We start from the raw sequence: 15,343 nt of genomic DNA, 5'->3' as shown, positions 1-15,343 counted from the left end.
AAGGCTTTATTTCAGCGGCAGAAACAATTCGCAGACCACATCAGGCACCGGCACATTCGGGAACATCGAAAAGTGCCGTTGGCAATAGATCGGGAAGTCACGCGCTTCCTCGCCGCTGGCAGGAAGCCAGTCGCGATAAAGGTAGAGCGCGGCTGGCTCCAGGTTGTTGGTATTGTGGACGACGCGCAACACCGCGCAACGTCCGCCGGGGATCACGCCAGCCATCATCTGCCCGTCATCAGCGTCGATCGGCAGGTCAGTCCCGACACACAGGTCCATGCTGTAATCGGCTGGGTTGGCGGGGATCCTCTCGGAACGGAAGACGTTGAAGGTCGGGCTCGTCTCCGGCGACAGGCCGGCGGCCTTGCGCCAGGCGATGAACCGCTGAATGGTGTCGCCGAGTGTCGCCCGGTCGCCTCGATGTTCCATGATCGCCACCGGCGTCGGGGGCACATCGCGGATCGTCACGTCGTCGTGGTCATAGGTAATGTGCATGAGCTTGCTCCTCGCATTGTCCATAGGCCCGAAGGCTGCAAGCCACGGTGCCCAGTCGGGCGACTTCCGGAACGATGAAGGAGACTGCCCGAACCGTTGCCGAAAGGCGCGGGCGAAGGCGTCCGGTGCATCGTAACCGGCATCCATTGCTATGTCAGTGACGCTTTCGGCATCCCTGAAGGCCAGCCGGTATGAAGCGCGCTTCATGCGGGCAAGCTGGACATAGCGATGCACGGACAGCCCGAAGGTCGCCGTGAACTGCCGGTGGAAATGGTATTTGGAAAATGCCGCGATGCCGCTCAAAGCATCCAGGTCCAGATTGCCGTTCAAATGCTGGTCGATATGATCCAACACTCTCTGCATCCGGGCATGGTAGTTTTGAAGCGCCGCCTTCATCATTCCGTTCTCCGTGGCAGCACCAGCTAAAGCGTATGCGGACATGACGCGCTCGACCGATCTTGCGGTTTGTCACGGGTCGCGGAACCGCGCCAAGGACCGTTTAGGGGCACGCGCGACCTTAGTTGGAAATCCAACTACCGGGAAATTCGACCGTAATTGTTGATGCAATATTGTTCGGACCATCTAATCGCCATCAGTGCGGTCTTCACTGGCAATGGCTCCCCGCCTTGCCAATTGGCATATACGTGCTATATATCTGCCAATTAGCGAGGTCTAAACATGCAGCTTCAAGCCATCACCGCCACACCGGCCACGGTCGGCTCAGCCATTTCGGATGAAGAGGCAGGCGCTTTGGCGCGCACCACGGTCAACCTGTTCAAGGCCTGGAACCTCACCGACTTCGAGGCCTGCGTCCTGCTTGGCGGCATTTCGGCGCGCACCTGGGCGCGCTGGAAGGAGGGCGGCATCGGCCGGATCGACCGCGACCTGCGCACCCGCATGGCGCATCTGATGGGCATCCACAAGGGGCTGCGTTACCTCTTCACCGAGCCGGCGCGCGGCTATGCCTGGATACGCAAGCCCAATGCCACCTTTGGCGGGCAGTCGGCGCTCGACGTGATGCTGCGCGGCGACATTTCCGATCTCGCGGCGATGCGCGAATGGCTCGACGCGGAGCGTGGTGCATGGTGAGTGGGCTCGCGGTCCGGCGCCGCGTCCACTGGCCCCAGACCTATCGCATCATCCGCTCCATTCATCCGCCGATCGATCTCTTCGAGGACATCGCCGATCCGCGCGACTGGGAGGCGCTCGCCGCCGTCGAGGAGAAGACCAACCCGCGCATCCGGCTGGAGCTTGGCGATCTCGGCAAGGTGCCGGCCGCAAGGCGGGTTTCCGGTCCCGGGGCCAGTTTCGTCATGGCGCCTTTCGTGCATTGTTCCGTCCTTCGGCCCGGCCGGTTTTCGGACGGCAGCTACGGCATCTACTATGCCGGCGACAGCGAGGACGTGGCGCTGGCCGAAACCATCCACCATCACCAGAAATTCATGCGCGCCACCAACGAGGCGCCCGGCTGGACGGCCGATTTCCGCGTGCTGATCGGCAGCGTCGATCGCGACCTCGACGACGTCAACGCCGTGCCCGGCGTGCTCGATCCCGACGACTACACGGCGTCGCAGGCGGAAGGGCGGGCGCTGCGGGCCGCCGGCAGCGACGGGCTGGTGTGGAACAGCGTGCGCATGCCCGATGGGGAGTGCATCGGCATCTTCTGGCCCGACGCCATCGGTGTCCCGGTTCAGGGCCGCCACTACAGCTACCACTGGGACGGCGGCCGCGTCGATTTCGTGCGCCAGCACGACACGGGCAAGGTGCTGGAAGTGGTTTGAGCGAAGGCCGCCGCGGCAACCAGTCCCAGGCCTTTACGTGGGCTTGCGTGCCTGCGTGACGGCCAGCCATACGGCCGAGACGAGGAAATAGAAGGCGCCGAACGCGGCATAGGGCGCGATGTCGGTGATGCCAGGCGTCGCGGTGCCGATTGCCTGTTTGATGAAGAAGCCACCGGCCAGCGCCGACTGCGCACCGCTCAGCACCATCGCCCATTGCGCGCCTGCCCGCCAACGGCGCACGCCGGTCGCAAGCTGGAACAGGCCGGCGAGAACCGCCCACGCACCGAACACCGCCAGAACCGCGTGCGGGCCCTGCTCAAGTGCGATGACGACGGCAATGGCCGTGATCGTGCTGACCACCGCGTTGAGCGCCTGGCTGGGATTGGCTTTCAGGCCGCCGCTGCGCTGCGCGTCCAGAATATTGGCGATAGCGTCCCACAAGGGATAGGCGACCAGGAGTAGCGCCGCGACCGGCGGCACGCTTTTGCCAAGGGTGAAGGCCGCCGCCACCCAGGCGACCGAAAAGCCGGCCCGGAGGAAATAATAGGATTTCAGCCACTGCGATGCGGCGCCGGGCGCCTGGATGGTTTGAGTGCTCATTGGAATTTCCTGTCTTGTTGTTGGACGGTGATTGATCCGCTTGATCGATTTGGAATCACGCCCGCCGGGTTGGATGATTGGAACAGCCCGTTCTCGCAGCCTTGGCTGCGGGAATGGTTTTGATCCAAGCAAAAAACGGCGCATAATCAGCATGAAAATGCGCTATCCTCGTGAGGAATGTAGGGGAGCCGGCCGGCCGCATCCATGATGGAATCGCCTGAAAATTTGACCATTCTTCCGGATGGAGGGCCGCGTGCCGGTGTCTCCGGGGACCTTCTCTCGCATGTGCTGGCGCAGATCAGGCTTACCGGCGACGAGGTTTTCTCACGCACGCTGGCACAGGCGGAGCAACTCGATCTCGACGAGGGCCAAGCCCATATCGTCGTGGTGACCGTCGGCGCGCTGCGCATGGAGAGTGGGGATCAGGCCCCTGTCGTCATAGAGGCCGGCGACCTCGTGCTCCTGCCTCGCGGTCCCGGCACGTTGCGGCTGGTGGCGTCGCATCCGCAGGTGGCGATCGTCGCCTGCCGCTTCTGGTTCGATCCTGACAGCCTGCGGGGAATGATCTTCGCCTTGCCGCGATGCATCCATATCGAGCGTGCCCAGGGGGCAGGGTGGGTCGATGGAATGCTGCCTTTCCTGATGGTCGAAACCAGCGACGCCCAGCCCGGGGCGGCTTTGATGATTTCCCGCATCATCGATCTCATGGTCATCCGCACCTTGCGCAGTTGGGTGCATGAAGGACGCGCCACGGGCTGGCTCGGCGGGCTTTCGGATGCACGCATCGCCCGTTCCCTGAAAGCCATTCACGAAAGGCCGCTGCAGCGGTGGAGCATCAATGAACTGGCCGACAAGGCCGGCATGTCCCGTTCCAGTTTCTGCGAGCGTTTCGCCGCGCTCGTCGGGCGCTCGCCGCTGCGCTACCAGAATGAATGGCGGCTGGGCCTGGCCCGCGATCTGCTGGCCAGGCGAGACGCACGCGTGGGTGAGATCGGCTTGCGCATCGGCTACGAGTCCGAAGCCGCCTTCAGCCGCGCCTACAAACAGCTCTTCGGGCATCCGCCACGGGTTGAATATGCCCTGGCGAATGAAGCCGCACCGGTGAAACCGCGCTGACCGATGGCGCCAGCTTGAAAATATCGGGTTGTGGCCGCTACCGCACCACCAGCACCGGGATCTCGGTGTAGGACAGCACTTCCGCCGTCTGGCTGCCCAGAAGCAGCCTGCCGAGGCCCCGGCGGCCGTGCGAGGCCATGACGATCAGGTCGCAGCCTTGCGCCCGCGACAGTTCCAGGATCGCTTCGGCCGGCCTTTTGTCCTCGACATGGACCAGCGTGGCGGACACGCCGGCGGCATCGGCGGATGCCTTGCATTTGTCGAGCACTTCCTTGCCATAGCGGCGCGCTTCCTCCTGATAGGTGACCAGTTCGTCGCCGGCGGCATAGCCGGCCATGGCGCCGCCCCAGGCGAAGATCGGGAATTGTTCCGAGACGGTAACGAAGGTGACGGCGGCGCCGATGCCCTTGGCCAGTGTGAGGCCCTGGGCGACACCCTTGTCGGCCAGGTCAGAACCGTCGGTGGCGATGAGCAGATGTTTGTACATGATGGTGTTGCCTGTCGTGCCTGATGACTATCCAGCAGAGATAGTTATGCCGCACGCTCAATCATTGTGCCAATGCGGCGGGAATCAGGGCCAGGCGAGGTTTCGCCAGTACCCCGGATTCCCCTTTGCCGCATCGTCCTCTAAGGTGCCGCCGACATCGAAAGGTACCCCATGAGCAGTGCGTTCCCCCAAATCCATCTGGTCCGGCATGGCGAGACGGCATGGAGCCTTTCGGGGCAGCATACCGGGCGCACCGACATGCCGCTGACGCCGGCCGGCGAGGCGGCCGCGCGGGGTGTTGCGGAGCGGTTGAAAGGCCTATCGTTCTCAGCCGTCTGGTCGAGCCCCTCGCTGCGCGCCTACAACACCAGCGTGCTTGCCGGCTTTGGCGCGGCAAGCGTCAAGATGGACGATCTGCAGGAGTGGGACTACGGCGCCTATGAAGGGCGCACGACGAAAGAGATCCTGGCCGAGCGGCCGGGCTGGAACGTGTTTCGCGACGGCTGTCCGCAAGGCGAGCTGGCGGCCGATGTCGGCACCCGCGCCGACAGGATCATCGAGCGCCTGCGCAAGGCCAATGCCGACATACTGATCTTTTCCAGCGCGCATTTCCTGCGCGTGCTGGCCGCCCGCTGGCTGGGTCTGCCGCCGGAAGGCGGGGCGCTGTTCGTGCTCGACACGGCCAGCATCAGCGTGCTCGGCTACGAACATGATGTCGGTGAGCCGGTCGTACGCAAGTGGAACGGGAAGTAGTGCGGGCACCGGGTCGGCGCGGAAGCGCCGTCGTTTCGTCATCCCAGGGTCTCCGCCACGCCGCTTTCGCGGCTGCTCCGCCCTGGGATGACGAACGCGGGGAGGCTTCGGCAATTCCCAAACCCTAGCCAATCCCGACCGTCTCTATCTGTCAAACTTCCGGATCGCCTCGGCGGTGACGGGCTGGAAGAAATTCACCAGATTGCCGTCGGGGTCGCGAAACAGCAGCGAGCGGTTCCCCCAGGGCATGGTGGTCGGCTGCTGCACGGTCGTGCTCTTGATGAGGTCCGACAGCCGGGCGAATTCGGCATCGACGTCGCCGACGCGGAATTCGAGGATTGCCGTGTGGTTGTCGGCGGGGCGGGCGATGTCGCCGCCGAACAGCATCAAGGTGCGCGTGCTGCCGATCGCCAGCGTGCAGGCTGGCGTCGACAGTTCGGCGAAGTCTTCGGTATATACCGTCACCGGCATGCCGGTGACCTCACCGTAGAAGCGCACGAGGCGCTGGACATCCGATGTGATGATGTGGACTGAGACGAAATTCATCGCTTAGGTTCCTTGGTCACTGAAGCCCGGGCCGGGCTTTCGATCAATCTATAAAGCAGGCCTCCTGACAGCTTTCTGTCAGGAGACGGGTTCGGACCAGATGTTCGGTTCGGACCAGAGCGGCGGCAAGCATGGTCGCGCCCTCGCGCAGCGCGGCTTCCACGATCGAGCGGCCGACGCCCCGGCTGCCTCCGACCACGACGACATTTTGATCTTGCAACGATCCCATGGATCACCTCGCTCTTCCGGCGGCGGACCATTCCGGCGCCTGTAGATCAGGACAAAGCGGGTGGGGGAAAATCATCGGTGGTGGCTTTTTTCTCGAGGCATTTGTCCGCGAAAGCCAGACGCAAGATAACGCTGCCTTGGGGCTTCGCTCAGCCCGCCAGCAGCGCCAGTTCCTCCGGCGTGAGGTGCCGCGCGGCGCCCTTGGCGAGGTCGCCGAGCGTCAGGCTGCCGATGGCGACGCGGATCAGGCGCTTGACCTCGATGCCATGAGCGGCGAGCAGGCGGCGGATGTGGCGGTTCTTGCCTTCGTCGAGCACGATCTCCAGCCAGGCCGTGCGACCGCCGCTGCGCAGGAATTCGATCGAATTGGCCGCCAAGGCCTCGCCGTCGATGGTGGCGCCCGCGCGGAGTTTGTCCAGCATCGTTTCATCCGGCACCGTGGCGACCTGCACGTGATAGGTCTTGGGCAGGTGCGAGGCCGGGTCCATCAGCCGGTTGGCGAAGCGTGTGTCGTTGGTCATCAGAAGCAGGCCTTCGCTGGCCTTGTCCAGCCGGCCGACCGGCGAAACGAAGGGCAGGTCGAGCCCTTCGAGACAGGCATAGACGGTGTCGCGCTCGAGCGGGTCGTCGCGCGTGGTGACCAGCCCGCGCGGCTTGTTCACCATGAGATAGACCTCGCGCTCGGCAACCACCTCGACGCCATCGACGACGATCCTGTCGCGGTTCATGTCGACGCGCAGCGCGGCATCGCGCACCACCTTGCCGCCGACGCGCACGCGGCCTTGCGCGATCAGCGCCTCGCCCTGCGTGCGCGAGCACAGGCCGAGTTTTGAGAGCGCTCGGTTCAGGCTGACGCCAGGAGGGCCGGCGCTGCGTGGCTTGCCGGGTGGCGGCCTGCCGGGCGGTGGTGGTCGTGAAGCCATGCTGCTTGGGTCGATCCGTGGTATTGGACAGATGCCATGGGCAGCGTCAGCTTAGCAAGCTGCCGCCGAGGCCGCATCGAGGCCCCGGCGGCAAGCCGGCCAAACGGGGCCTTTCGACGCGTCACGCGGCCTGCTCGGTCTCGCCTGCTATGCCGTTCAAGACCTGGACGGCATCCGCCGGCAGCTTAAGCTCTGCGGCCGCCAGGTTCTCCCTGAGATGCCCGACTGACGAGGTGCCGGGGATAAGCAGGATGTTGGGCGAGCGCTGCAACAGCCAGGCGAGCGCCACCTGCATGGGGGTGGCGCCGAGTTTTTGCGCGACGTCGGCAAGCGTGCTCGACTGCAGCGGCGTGAAGCCGCCGAGCGGGAAGAACGGCACATAGGCGATGCCGTCGGCGGCAAGCTCGTCGATCAGCGCGTCGTCCTGGCGATGCGCGATGTTGTATTGGTTCTGCACGCAGACGATGTCGGCCATGCCGCGTCCTTGCGCGATCTGCTTGCGGGTGACATTGCTCAAACCGATATGGCGCACCAGCCCCTGGCGCTGCAACTCGGCAAGCGTGTGGAGTTGCGGCTCGAGCGAGCCTTCGGCGGGCCCGTGGATGCCATGCATGGAGCGCAGGTTCACGACCTCGATCACGTCCAGCCCGAGATTGCGCAGATTGTCGTGCACGGCCTGCGTCAGTTCCGGCGGCGACATCGCCGGGATCCACGAGGCATCCGCGCCGCGCCGCGCACTGATCTTGGTGACGATTGTGAGGTCCGCGGGGTAGGGGTGCAGCGCCTCGCGGATGATCTGGTTGGTGACGTGGGGACCATAGAAATCCGATGTGTCGATATGGTCGACGCCGCTGGCAATGGCCTCGCGCAGCACGGCGATCGCCGCGTCGCGGTCCTTCGGCGGGCCGAAGACGCCGGGTCCGGCCAGTTGCATGGCGCCATAGCCCAGGCGCTTCACTGTGCGGTCGCCGAGCTTGAAAGTTCCGGCCTTGCTGATGTCTGTCATGGGTCTCGATCTCCTTTGGATCGGCCCGATATAGACAGCCCCCGCCCGCGCGATAATATGGCGCAGTCGGCACAGGCTGTGCGGAAAGGCGAACAATGGCAACGGATCTGGGTGACCTCCAGGCATTCATGGCGGTGGCGCGCGCGGGCGGGTTTCGGCAGGCGGCGCGGACGACCGGCTTCAGCGCCTCCAGCCTGAGCGAGACGGTGCGACGGCTGGAGAGCGGGCTCGGCGTGCGGCTCCTCAACCGTACCACGCGCAGCGTCGCCCCCACTGAAGCCGGCGCGCGTCTGCTGGAGCGGCTAGGTCCCGCGCTCGGCGAGGTCGAGGCGGCGCTCGATGTGGTCAACGGTTTTCGCGGCCGTCCGGCGGGCACGCTACGGCTCAACGTGCCGGTGGTGGCGGCGAAACTGGTGCTGCCTCGCCTTCTGCCGCCCTTCCTCGCGGCCTATCCCGATATCAGGGTCGAAGTAACCGCCGAGGACAGTTTCGTCGACATACTGGCGAGCGGTTGCGATGCCGGCATCCGCTATGACGAACGGCTGGAGCAGGACATGATCGCGGTGCCGATCGGCCCGCGGCGGCAGCGCTTCGCCACCGCCGCCGCACCGGCCTATCTCGATCGGCGCGGCCGGCCCGGCCATCCACGCGACCTGCTCGATCACGCCTGCCTGCGCGGCCGCTTCGCCAGCGGCTCCATGCCGCCCTGGGACTTCGAACGCAACGGCGAGACGGTGAGCGTCGACCCGACCGGCCCGCTGCTGGTCAGCACCGGCACGGCGATGGACCTCGCTGTCAGCGTGGCGGTCGACGGCGGCGGTATCGTCTCATTGTTCGAGGACTGGCTGCGCCCCTATTTCGACGATGGCAGGCTCGAGCCCGTGCTGGAGCCTTGGTGGCAGGAATTCTCGGGTCCGTTCCTTTACTACCCCGGCCGCCGCCTGACGCCAGCGCCGCTGCGGGCATTCATCGATTTTGTCGACGGGATGCGGTGGTGAGGGGGGGCGCGACGGCCTGGCTCCTTCGACCAAAGGCAATCCCTGATGTAACACTTTGTTGTCATTGAGGGTCTATCGAGGAGGCGGTACGGCGAAAGCCCGGTAAGGGAAAGGCGCGCAATGGGTTCGCCCTGGTCCGAATTGCTGGCCAATCTCGCGGTCGTGGCGTTGTTCGTTTCGGTCTGGATCCACACCCATGTGTGGCTGGACTGTTGGCCGCCCGCCGCGAAGGCCGCCGCTTTCGGCTTGCTGATGGGCGCCGGCGCCATCATACTGATGCTCACACCCATGCAGTTGCAGCCTGGCGTTCTCGCCGATCTCAGGGCGACGATGATTGCCGTTGCCGGCTTCTTCGGCGGTCCCGTCGCCGGCGTCGTCGCCGGGGTTATGGCCGGTGCGTTCCGGACTTTCGAGGGTGGCATCGGCGCCTTCGCCGGCGCGGTGGGGATCGCGGCCGCCATGCTGGTCGGTGTTGTCGGAAACCTTGCCCTTAGGGGCCGCCGTCCCACCATGGTCGACATCATGACCCTCGGCGCGGCGGCAGCGGCGGCGTCGCTGCTTGGCCTCAGCGTCCTGCCGCGGGATGTGCTGCAAACAGTCCTGCCGAAGGTTGCGCTGCCTTCCTCCCTGCTCATCTTCGTCTCGGTGGTGCTGTCGGGGCTTACGCTTTACCAGGAGCGGCGGCGCCTCGAGGCGCTGCAGTCGCGGCGCATCTACAAGGCCGTGGTGGAGACGCTGCCGGATTGCCTGAACGTCAAGGACCTCGACGGGCGGTTCATCGCGGCCAATCCGGCAACGGCCGAACTGATGCAGGCGCCAGACGCCAAGGCGCTGATCGGCAAGACGGACTTCGACTTCTATCCGCGCGAGACGGCGAAAGGTTTCCGCGAGGACGAGCTTGCCGTGCTGGCGTCGGGCGTCTCGTCCACCATCGAACAGCACCTTCACCACGAGGATGGAACCGAAGGCTGGCTGGCGACCTTGAAGGCGCCCTTTCGCGACAGGAGCGGGGCCGTCGTCGGCCTGATCACGCACAATCGCGACATCACGGCGCGCAAGCAGCTCGAGACCGAGCTGGCGGAAAGTCGGGTCCGGCTCGGAGACGCCTTGACACACATGGCCGACGGTCTGGTGATGTTCGACCCGGACGGCAGGCTGGTGCTGTGCAACGACCAGTATCGCGCCATGTTTCCTAAGACGGCTGAGATGAGGGTGCCCGGGGCCGACTATCGCGACATCCTGCGCGCCTCGGCGGCGCGCGGCGAGGGGACCACACCGCCAGACGCGGTCGAGGGCTGGATCGACGGCATCATGGCCTCGCAGAAGCTTGTCAGCCACCGCCAGGTCCGGCTCGCCGACGGCCGCTGGCTCGACGTACGCACCCGGCCGACAGGCGACGGCGGCAGCCTCAGCGTGTTTTCCGACATCACCGAGGCCAAGCAGGTCGAGGCCGAACTGCTGGCCGTCAACGAGAAGCTGAACCTTCTGGCGCACCGCGACGGGCTGACCGAACTGTGGACGCGCCGCGCCTTCGATGAAGCGCTGGCGCGCGAATTCTCGCGCGCCAGGCGCAATGCGGCGCCGCTCAGCCTGGTGATCATCGATGTCGACTGGTTTAAGCGGTTCAACGACCATTACGGCCATCCGGCGGGCGATGATTGCCTGCGCGCCGTGAGCCGCTGCATCCAGGCGACTGCCCGCCGTCCGGCCGACGCGGCGGCCCGCTACGGCGGCGAGGAGTTCGCGCTCATCCTGCCGGAGACCGACGCCCGGGGCGCCTTCGTCATCGCCGAGACCCTCAGGAGCAAGGTGCGCGACCTTGCCATGGCGCATGCCGGCAGCGAAAAGGGTATCGTCACGGTCAGCATTGGGGTGAGCACCCTCGATGCGGACGGCGCCGCGATGGAGATTGCCGATCTTCTGAGACGCGCCGACGAGGCGCTTTACGGCGCCAAGGCCGCCGGGCGGGACCGGGTGCATGGCTGGCGCCCGCATCTCAGCGACCAACGCTCGACCGGTTCCCGGCGCAAGATATGAGACTTGCAAGGCCACTGCCGGTGGATTTGGATCAAGGCTGAGCTTGCGATTGCCTGAACGAGGGTCCGGGCGGGAAGCTCTCTCGGTGGCGCGTAAGCTCAGCCGGAGTGAGCTGAATCCGTGCTGGCGCGATCGAGCTTCACAAGACGAGCCTTCGCTTCACCGACGCGTTGTTGCGCGGATCTTATCCTGTCACAAAGCCGCAGATTGATACCGACGCCACAGTCTTCGTCCAGCATCGCGTTTGCGCGTTCAAGGGCGAGTTCCGCCCGGTTAAGTCGCTGCCTCGCCCTGGCAAGTTCCAAGGTCAAAAGTTCCATTGCTGCTTCCGTGGTTTGCGGTCCCTTCCATTGGGAAACCGCTGCCGGGTGGTTTGGTTCCGGGCCGTTCGTGAAGCTGTATTCGCTGCCGGGGTCAGGCGTCTGCCTGGAGATGCGGCGGCCGCCACGCTTCCAGGATTGGGCTGGTGATTGGCAGTCATGTCTTTGTTTATTGACCCCGCCAATGGCTGGCGTAACTTGTCAAAGGCCGTCCGCGACGCGAAGACACGTGGGCGCTTGGGAGCGATCATCCTGCTTCCACCCAAATCCAGGAGGAAGCTGTGCGCAGGCTATTACAGACGCGCCCTGGCGAATATCTCGATCACCGATTGGAGTGCCCCTTTTGCGGCACCATCCGCCTGCAAATTCCGGCCGATGCGACACCATCGACGCGGATCAGTTGCGCCGAGTGCGGCAGATATCTTGGTATCTGGGATGAGCTGCAGACCGACTTCGAGCAACAAGGCGGCAACGATGGCGTGTTCCGTCTCGACAAAGGGCGCATCCAGAAGCTCGATTAGGCTTGCCGCGAGCAGCGCTCGATAGCGCCGGCTAGGGTCGGCTCACCATCGCCGATGCCCATCAGGACGGCCTTGGATGGGCAAGGCCGGTGTCGAAGGTGCCTGGCAGCGCGGGTGGGCCACGGCGGCTGGTCGAGGCTGTCGCCATCGCGTCAACCGGCACGATGATGATCATGCGGGCATGCTGCTCCGGCCACAATGGCTTTCCGAAAAGGAAGAATGTGCTGGCGAGAAAACAGACCAGCAAGAGGATGGCCAAGGTGTTGGCGATGATCTCACCAAGCTGCATTGCTCTTCTCCAATTCACGCGTCCCTCTCGGCAACGAGCGCCAGCAAACTATGTTCAATGTTTGGGACCAATGCGCCTGGTTCGCAGGACTTCAGTCCGAGTTGCGGGTCGAGCGATAAACGCACAACCTGCCTTTGCACCGGCCCGAGCCTCCGCCAAGTGTGGCAGCCGGAGCATAGCCCGGCCTGCTCGCAACGTGCCGAGCCCTCCGCCAAAGCAGGCCGGGCTCCTTTCTGAAAGGGTCACAAACGGACCGCGATTTCCACGGGCAGCGGTAAGCGCTGGTTGTGCAGCGAGGGCAAGGCCCGATCAGCGGGGTGGCGGAAAGCGCGCCGGTACCGTCCGCCTTGCTCCACGGCGACAAAGGCGCGATTCTCCTCCCTTTGGCGGCTAGCCAGCATGGTCAGATCGGGCCAGCATGGTCAGGTTGGGATTGCATGGACGGATCTGTTGTCCCACAGCCTCAACTCGACCCCACGATTGGCGATAAAGGCAGCAAGGGCTGCTACCAGTTCAAAGTAAGGCTGACGAGCAGGACGGCGATCAAGGCCGACAACGGGACCGCCATCACCAGCGCCGCCTCCATAAGGCGGGTTTCCTTGTCGCTGAACATTAAACCTCCTCACTTATCGGCTGACGCCGAGGTTTAGGGTTCGCTCACCGCCTGAAGCAGTGAGCGAACCCTATTGGCGCAGGAAGGGACGTAGCTGCGCCAATTCGCAAAAAACACACCCGCAGTACTGCCCGACATCCGTCAGGTATCCGCGATGAACTTGCAGCGAACAACGAGCGCGAAAGACGGCCGTTCCCGGCGGCGGCGCCGGCAGGACTATTGCGTTTTTCGATGGGACCTAAGTCCGGTGCTGGCCGGACCGAAGCCCAAGCCCGGAACATTCAATCATGCCTGAAGTTCGATCCGGCAGCGCGGTGACAATGTTGTGCTGTGCAGGTTTCAGATGGAGGTACTCATGAAAAAAGATCTTGCCGCCGTAGCCGCCGTTCTCTTGCTCGCAGGTGTCGGCGCAGCCGCTGCCGAGGACGTCGTCATCCAGCCCGAGCAGGAAACAGTGATCAAGGAGTATGTGCATAAGCAGCCGCTGGCTTCGGTCAAGGTTCCCGGCGTGGAACTCAACGTCGGCACGGCCTTGCCCGATACCGTCGAGCTTCACGAAGTCCCCAACGTCAAGTATCGCTACACCGTCGTCGACGACCGGACCGTGATCGTCGATCCAAGCACCCGCAAGATCGTCAAGATCATCCAGTAGCGGCGCCTGGCCCGCTGCCGGCTGGCGGCGGGCCACCGTGCAAATGCGTTGCCTGACAATCAGATTTGCGTGGGTGGATGCCGACCTTGCGCAAGCTGAACGGGTGTGCGAACGCCGCCTTGAATCGGATCCAGAGTCAACGCGACAGGTCCGCCTCTCGCTCATTATGCCGCCGGGCGAGATCGCGGATCCGGTCGGCGACCTTGCTGTCCACCGGGTTGTAGACGGTCAGGCTCAGATCCGGCCGCCCATCCACCGCGAAGGCTGAATATTCCAGCTCGATGTCGCCGAGTTCGGGATGCTTCAGGCGCTTTGTCCCGTCGCCATGGCTGAGCACGTCGTTTTCCCGCCACAGCGCGTCGAATTCCGGGCTGGCGCTGCAAAGCTCCTCCACCAGTTGGGCGACCTCTGACACCGCGCCGGCGCGCGCCGCATCGGCCCGGAACGCGCCGACCACGAAACGGGCGAGGTTCTCCCAATCGTGCTGCTTGGCGCGGATGGTGGGGCTCAGGAACATAAACCGCAGGATGTTGCGCTGGCCAGCGGGCAAGGTGCTGTAATCGGTCATCACGACTTGCGCGGCGCGGTTCCAGGCGACGACATCCCAGGTCGCCGTCTTGATCAGGGCCGGGCTTGCCTCGAGCGTGTCGATAAGGCGCTGCAGCCTGGGGCTGACGCCGTCGGCGCCGATGTAGCGGACCTCGGGCGGGCGCCCGAGCCCCAGCATGAAAAGATGTTCGCGCTCGGCCTCGGTCAGCAGCAGGCCCTTGGCGATCCGGTTCAGCACGTCGGCCGAAGGCGCGCCGCCGCGTCCCTGTTCCAGCCATGTGTACCAGGTCGGGCTGATGTTGGCGCGTTGCGCGACCTCTTCCCGGCGCAGTCCCGGCGTGCGCCTGCGCCCGGAAAAGCCGAACGAAGATGGGTCGAGCCGGGTGCGTCTGTCTTTCAGGAATGCCGCGAGCGAACCGGCGGAAGTGTTGGGCATCCTGTTAGCCATTATACCATGATAAGATCACTACTTTAATGGAATAATAGAGCAGCGATAGTACGCGGGCAACTGTGCAGGAGATTTTGCATGCGTATCTTTTTAACCGGCGCGACCGGTTTCATCGGTTCGGCCATCGTTCCCGAACTTCTTCAGGCCGGCCATCAGGTCGTCGGCGTCACCCGCTCCGATGCCGGTGCCGAGGCGTTGGCCGCCGCCGGCGCCGAGGTGTACCGCGGAACCCTTGAGAATCCCCAAGGCCTGCGCGACGGCGCGGCGGAGGCGGAAGCCGTGATCCACACCGCGTTCGACCATGATTTTTCGCGGTTCGCCGAGAATTGCGAAAAGGACAGCCGTGTCATCGCCGCGCTCGGCCAGGCACTCGCCGGCTCCGACCGGCCGCTGGTGATCACCTCGGGCGTCGGCATGGGCAGTCCCGGCCATGGCCAACTGGCCGTCGAGGATGTCTTCAACCCCGATCACCCCAATCCGCGCATCGCCTCGGAACTCGCCGGGAATGCGTTGCTGGAGGCGGGCATCAACCTGTCGGTGATGCGCCTGCCGCAGGTCCACAACACCCTTAAGCAGGGGCTGATTTCGCCGCTCATCGAGATCGCGCGCCAGAAGGGCACCTCGGCCTATGTCGGCGAGGGCCGCAACCGCTATTCGGCCGGCCATGTCGCGGACGCCGCGCGTCTCTACCGGCTCGCGGTGGAAAAGCGACAGCCCGGCGCGCGCTATCACGCCGTCGGCGAGGAAGGCGTCGAGGTGCGCGCGATCGCCGAGGCGCTTGGCCGGGGACTGAACCTGCCGGTGGTTTCGATCGCGCCGGAAAAGGCGGCGGAGCATTTCGGCTGGATGGCGATGTTCGCCCCCATGGACCTGCCGGCGTCCAGCGCCCTGACCCAGGCACGGCTCGGCTGGCGTCCGACCGGCCCGACGCTGATCGCCGATCTGGACGCGATGCGATACTGAGGCGCGTAAGAGGCGGCC

18 protein-coding genes are annotated in these 15,343 nt (G+C 64.8%); 9 read left to right on the top strand and 9 right to left on the bottom strand.

Features of this window, described 5'->3' with window-relative positions; translation table 11 throughout:
• Positions 1–6: 6 nt before the first annotated feature.
• Positions 7–891 carry an AraC family transcriptional regulator gene (locus tag FJ954_RS23890; RefSeq protein ID WP_140618069.1) on the bottom strand — a complete coding sequence of 295 codons (885 nt, stop codon included), beginning with the start codon at positions 889–891 and terminating at the stop codon, positions 7–9.
• Positions 892–1,173: 282 nt separating this feature from the next.
• Here FJ954_RS23890 and FJ954_RS23885 point away from each other — a divergent pair, with 282 nt between their 5' ends.
• Complete coding sequence (locus FJ954_RS23885; RefSeq protein WP_015316785.1) at positions 1,174–1,584, top strand: MbcA/ParS/Xre antitoxin family protein; 411 nt, start codon at positions 1,174–1,176, stop codon at positions 1,582–1,584.
• Positions 1,578–2,276, top strand: a complete 699-nt coding sequence (locus FJ954_RS23880; RefSeq protein WP_140663555.1) for an RES family NAD+ phosphorylase — start codon at positions 1,578–1,580, stop codon at positions 2,274–2,276. The genes FJ954_RS23885 and FJ954_RS23880 overlap by 7 nt, the downstream gene beginning before the upstream one ends.
• Before the next feature lie 33 nt (positions 2,277–2,309).
• Here FJ954_RS23880 and FJ954_RS23875 read toward each other — a convergent pair whose 3' ends face one another.
• A complete protein-coding gene (locus FJ954_RS23875; RefSeq protein ID WP_140663553.1) occupies positions 2,310–2,876 on the bottom strand; it encodes a DUF308 domain-containing protein in 567 nt (188 codons plus the stop codon).
• A gap of 204 nt (positions 2,877–3,080) precedes the next feature.
• Here FJ954_RS23875 and FJ954_RS23870 point away from each other — a divergent pair, with 204 nt between their 5' ends.
• Positions 3,081–3,992: an AraC family transcriptional regulator gene (locus tag FJ954_RS23870; protein ID WP_140663551.1), complete on the top strand. Its 912-nt coding sequence runs from the start codon at positions 3,081–3,083 to the stop codon at positions 3,990–3,992.
• A 37-nt stretch (positions 3,993–4,029) separates the two neighbouring features.
• Here FJ954_RS23870 and FJ954_RS23865 read toward each other — a convergent pair whose 3' ends face one another.
• The gene (locus FJ954_RS23865; protein WP_140663549.1) at positions 4,030–4,479 is read right to left on the bottom strand and encodes a universal stress protein; all 450 of its coding nucleotides are present in this window, start codon (positions 4,477–4,479) and stop codon (positions 4,030–4,032) included.
• 171 nt (positions 4,480–4,650) lie between these two features.
• On the opposite strand from FJ954_RS23865, the gene FJ954_RS23860 reads away from it, so the two are divergent.
• The gene (locus tag FJ954_RS23860; RefSeq protein ID WP_140663547.1) at positions 4,651–5,232 is read left to right on the top strand and encodes a histidine phosphatase family protein; all 582 of its coding nucleotides are present in this window, start codon (positions 4,651–4,653) and stop codon (positions 5,230–5,232) included.
• A gap of 144 nt (positions 5,233–5,376) precedes the next feature.
• Here the strand turns inward: FJ954_RS23860 and FJ954_RS23855 are convergent, their stop codons facing one another.
• The 3 genes from FJ954_RS23855 to FJ954_RS23840 form a co-directional block, all read right to left on the bottom strand.
• The gene (locus FJ954_RS23855) at positions 5,377–5,778 is read right to left on the bottom strand and encodes a VOC family protein (protein WP_140663545.1); all 402 of its coding nucleotides are present in this window, start codon (positions 5,776–5,778) and stop codon (positions 5,377–5,379) included.
• Positions 5,779–6,155: 377 nt separating this feature from the next.
• Entirely contained in the window at positions 6,156–6,929 is a 774-nt protein-coding gene (locus FJ954_RS23845) for a pseudouridine synthase (RefSeq protein WP_181177908.1), read from the bottom strand.
• A 121-nt stretch (positions 6,930–7,050) separates the two neighbouring features.
• Positions 7,051–7,935 carry an aldo/keto reductase family oxidoreductase gene (locus FJ954_RS23840; protein WP_140663543.1) on the bottom strand — a complete coding sequence of 295 codons (885 nt, stop codon included), beginning with the start codon at positions 7,933–7,935 and terminating at the stop codon, positions 7,051–7,053.
• Between the two features lie 95 nt (positions 7,936–8,030).
• Between FJ954_RS23840 and FJ954_RS23835 the strand changes: the two genes are divergently transcribed.
• Positions 8,031–8,933 (top strand): LysR family transcriptional regulator, encoded by a 903-nt coding sequence (locus FJ954_RS23835; RefSeq protein WP_140663541.1) that lies wholly within the window; start codon positions 8,031–8,033, stop codon positions 8,931–8,933.
• A 120-nt stretch (positions 8,934–9,053) separates the two neighbouring features.
• The gene (locus FJ954_RS23830) at positions 9,054–10,970 is read left to right on the top strand and encodes a diguanylate cyclase (RefSeq protein WP_140663539.1); all 1,917 of its coding nucleotides are present in this window, start codon (positions 9,054–9,056) and stop codon (positions 10,968–10,970) included.
• A gap of 98 nt (positions 10,971–11,068) precedes the next feature.
• Here the strand turns inward: FJ954_RS23830 and FJ954_RS23825 are convergent, their stop codons facing one another.
• Positions 11,069–11,290 carry a hypothetical protein gene (locus FJ954_RS23825; RefSeq protein WP_140617896.1) on the bottom strand — a complete coding sequence of 74 codons (222 nt, stop codon included), beginning with the start codon at positions 11,288–11,290 and terminating at the stop codon, positions 11,069–11,071.
• A 281-nt stretch (positions 11,291–11,571) separates the two neighbouring features.
• On the opposite strand from FJ954_RS23825, the gene FJ954_RS23820 reads away from it, so the two are divergent.
• A complete protein-coding gene (locus FJ954_RS23820) occupies positions 11,572–11,811 on the top strand; it encodes a hypothetical protein (RefSeq protein ID WP_015316799.1) in 240 nt (79 codons plus the stop codon).
• A gap of 61 nt (positions 11,812–11,872) precedes the next feature.
• Here FJ954_RS23820 and FJ954_RS23815 read toward each other — a convergent pair whose 3' ends face one another.
• Entirely contained in the window at positions 11,873–12,100 is a 228-nt protein-coding gene (locus tag FJ954_RS23815) for a polymerase (RefSeq protein WP_140663537.1), read from the bottom strand.
• A gap of 968 nt (positions 12,101–13,068) precedes the next feature.
• Here FJ954_RS23815 and FJ954_RS23810 point away from each other — a divergent pair.
• The gene (locus tag FJ954_RS23810; protein ID WP_015316803.1) at positions 13,069–13,365 is read left to right on the top strand and encodes a DUF1236 domain-containing protein; all 297 of its coding nucleotides are present in this window, start codon (positions 13,069–13,071) and stop codon (positions 13,363–13,365) included.
• A gap of 136 nt (positions 13,366–13,501) precedes the next feature.
• Here the strand turns inward: FJ954_RS23810 and FJ954_RS23805 are convergent, their stop codons facing one another.
• Positions 13,502–14,350 (bottom strand): helix-turn-helix transcriptional regulator, encoded by an 849-nt coding sequence (locus tag FJ954_RS23805; protein WP_246681132.1) that lies wholly within the window; start codon positions 14,348–14,350, stop codon positions 13,502–13,504.
• A gap of 90 nt (positions 14,351–14,440) precedes the next feature.
• Here FJ954_RS23805 and FJ954_RS23800 point away from each other — a divergent pair, with 90 nt between their 5' ends.
• Entirely contained in the window at positions 14,441–15,325 is an 885-nt protein-coding gene (locus FJ954_RS23800) for an SDR family oxidoreductase (protein WP_140663534.1), read from the top strand.
• Positions 15,326–15,343: the final 18 nt, after the last annotated feature.

Source organism: Mesorhizobium sp. B2-3-15 (assembly GCF_006442875.1).
GTDB classification, from domain to species: domain Bacteria; phylum Pseudomonadota; class Alphaproteobacteria; order Rhizobiales; family Rhizobiaceae; genus Mesorhizobium; species Mesorhizobium australicum.
This window is presented reverse-complemented; position numbering and strand designations above follow the sequence as displayed.

What these genes read in the sequence shown, in the direction of transcription:
- FJ954_RS23825 (WP_140617896.1), bottom strand. Translation starts at nt 11,290, where the DNA reads ATGGAACTTTTGACCTTGGAACTTGCCAGGGCGAGGCAGCGACTTAAC.
- FJ954_RS23870 (WP_140663551.1), top strand. Translation starts at nt 3,081, where the DNA reads ATGATGGAATCGCCTGAAAATTTGACCATTCTTCCGGATGGAGGGCCG.
- FJ954_RS23815 (WP_140663537.1), bottom strand. Translation starts at nt 12,100, where the DNA reads ATGCAGCTTGGTGAGATCATCGCCAACACCTTGGCCATCCTCTTGCTG.
- FJ954_RS23885 (WP_015316785.1), top strand. Translation starts at nt 1,174, where the DNA reads ATGCAGCTTCAAGCCATCACCGCCACACCGGCCACGGTCGGCTCAGCC.
- FJ954_RS23830 (WP_140663539.1), top strand. Translation starts at nt 9,054, where the DNA reads ATGGGTTCGCCCTGGTCCGAATTGCTGGCCAATCTCGCGGTCGTGGCG.
- FJ954_RS23855 (WP_140663545.1), bottom strand. Translation starts at nt 5,778, where the DNA reads ATGAATTTCGTCTCAGTCCACATCATCACATCGGATGTCCAGCGCCTC.
- FJ954_RS23810 (WP_015316803.1), top strand. Translation starts at nt 13,069, where the DNA reads ATGAAAAAAGATCTTGCCGCCGTAGCCGCCGTTCTCTTGCTCGCAGGT.
- FJ954_RS23845 (WP_181177908.1), bottom strand. Translation starts at nt 6,929, where the DNA reads ATGGCTTCACGACCACCACCGCCCGGCAGGCCGCCACCCGGCAAGCCA.
- FJ954_RS23805 (WP_246681132.1), bottom strand. Translation starts at nt 14,350, where the DNA reads ATGCCCAACACTTCCGCCGGTTCGCTCGCGGCATTCCTGAAAGACAGA.
- FJ954_RS23840 (WP_140663543.1), bottom strand. Translation starts at nt 7,935, where the DNA reads ATGACAGACATCAGCAAGGCCGGAACTTTCAAGCTCGGCGACCGCACA.
- FJ954_RS23890 (WP_140618069.1), bottom strand. Translation starts at nt 891, where the DNA reads ATGAAGGCGGCGCTTCAAAACTACCATGCCCGGATGCAGAGAGTGTTG.
- FJ954_RS23865 (WP_140663549.1), bottom strand. Translation starts at nt 4,479, where the DNA reads ATGTACAAACATCTGCTCATCGCCACCGACGGTTCTGACCTGGCCGAC.
- FJ954_RS23880 (WP_140663555.1), top strand. Translation starts at nt 1,578, where the DNA reads ATGGTGAGTGGGCTCGCGGTCCGGCGCCGCGTCCACTGGCCCCAGACC.
- FJ954_RS23875 (WP_140663553.1), bottom strand. Translation starts at nt 2,876, where the DNA reads ATGAGCACTCAAACCATCCAGGCGCCCGGCGCCGCATCGCAGTGGCTG.
- FJ954_RS23860 (WP_140663547.1), top strand. Translation starts at nt 4,651, where the DNA reads ATGAGCAGTGCGTTCCCCCAAATCCATCTGGTCCGGCATGGCGAGACG.
- FJ954_RS23800 (WP_140663534.1), top strand. Translation starts at nt 14,441, where the DNA reads ATGCGTATCTTTTTAACCGGCGCGACCGGTTTCATCGGTTCGGCCATC.
- FJ954_RS23835 (WP_140663541.1), top strand. Translation starts at nt 8,031, where the DNA reads ATGGCAACGGATCTGGGTGACCTCCAGGCATTCATGGCGGTGGCGCGC.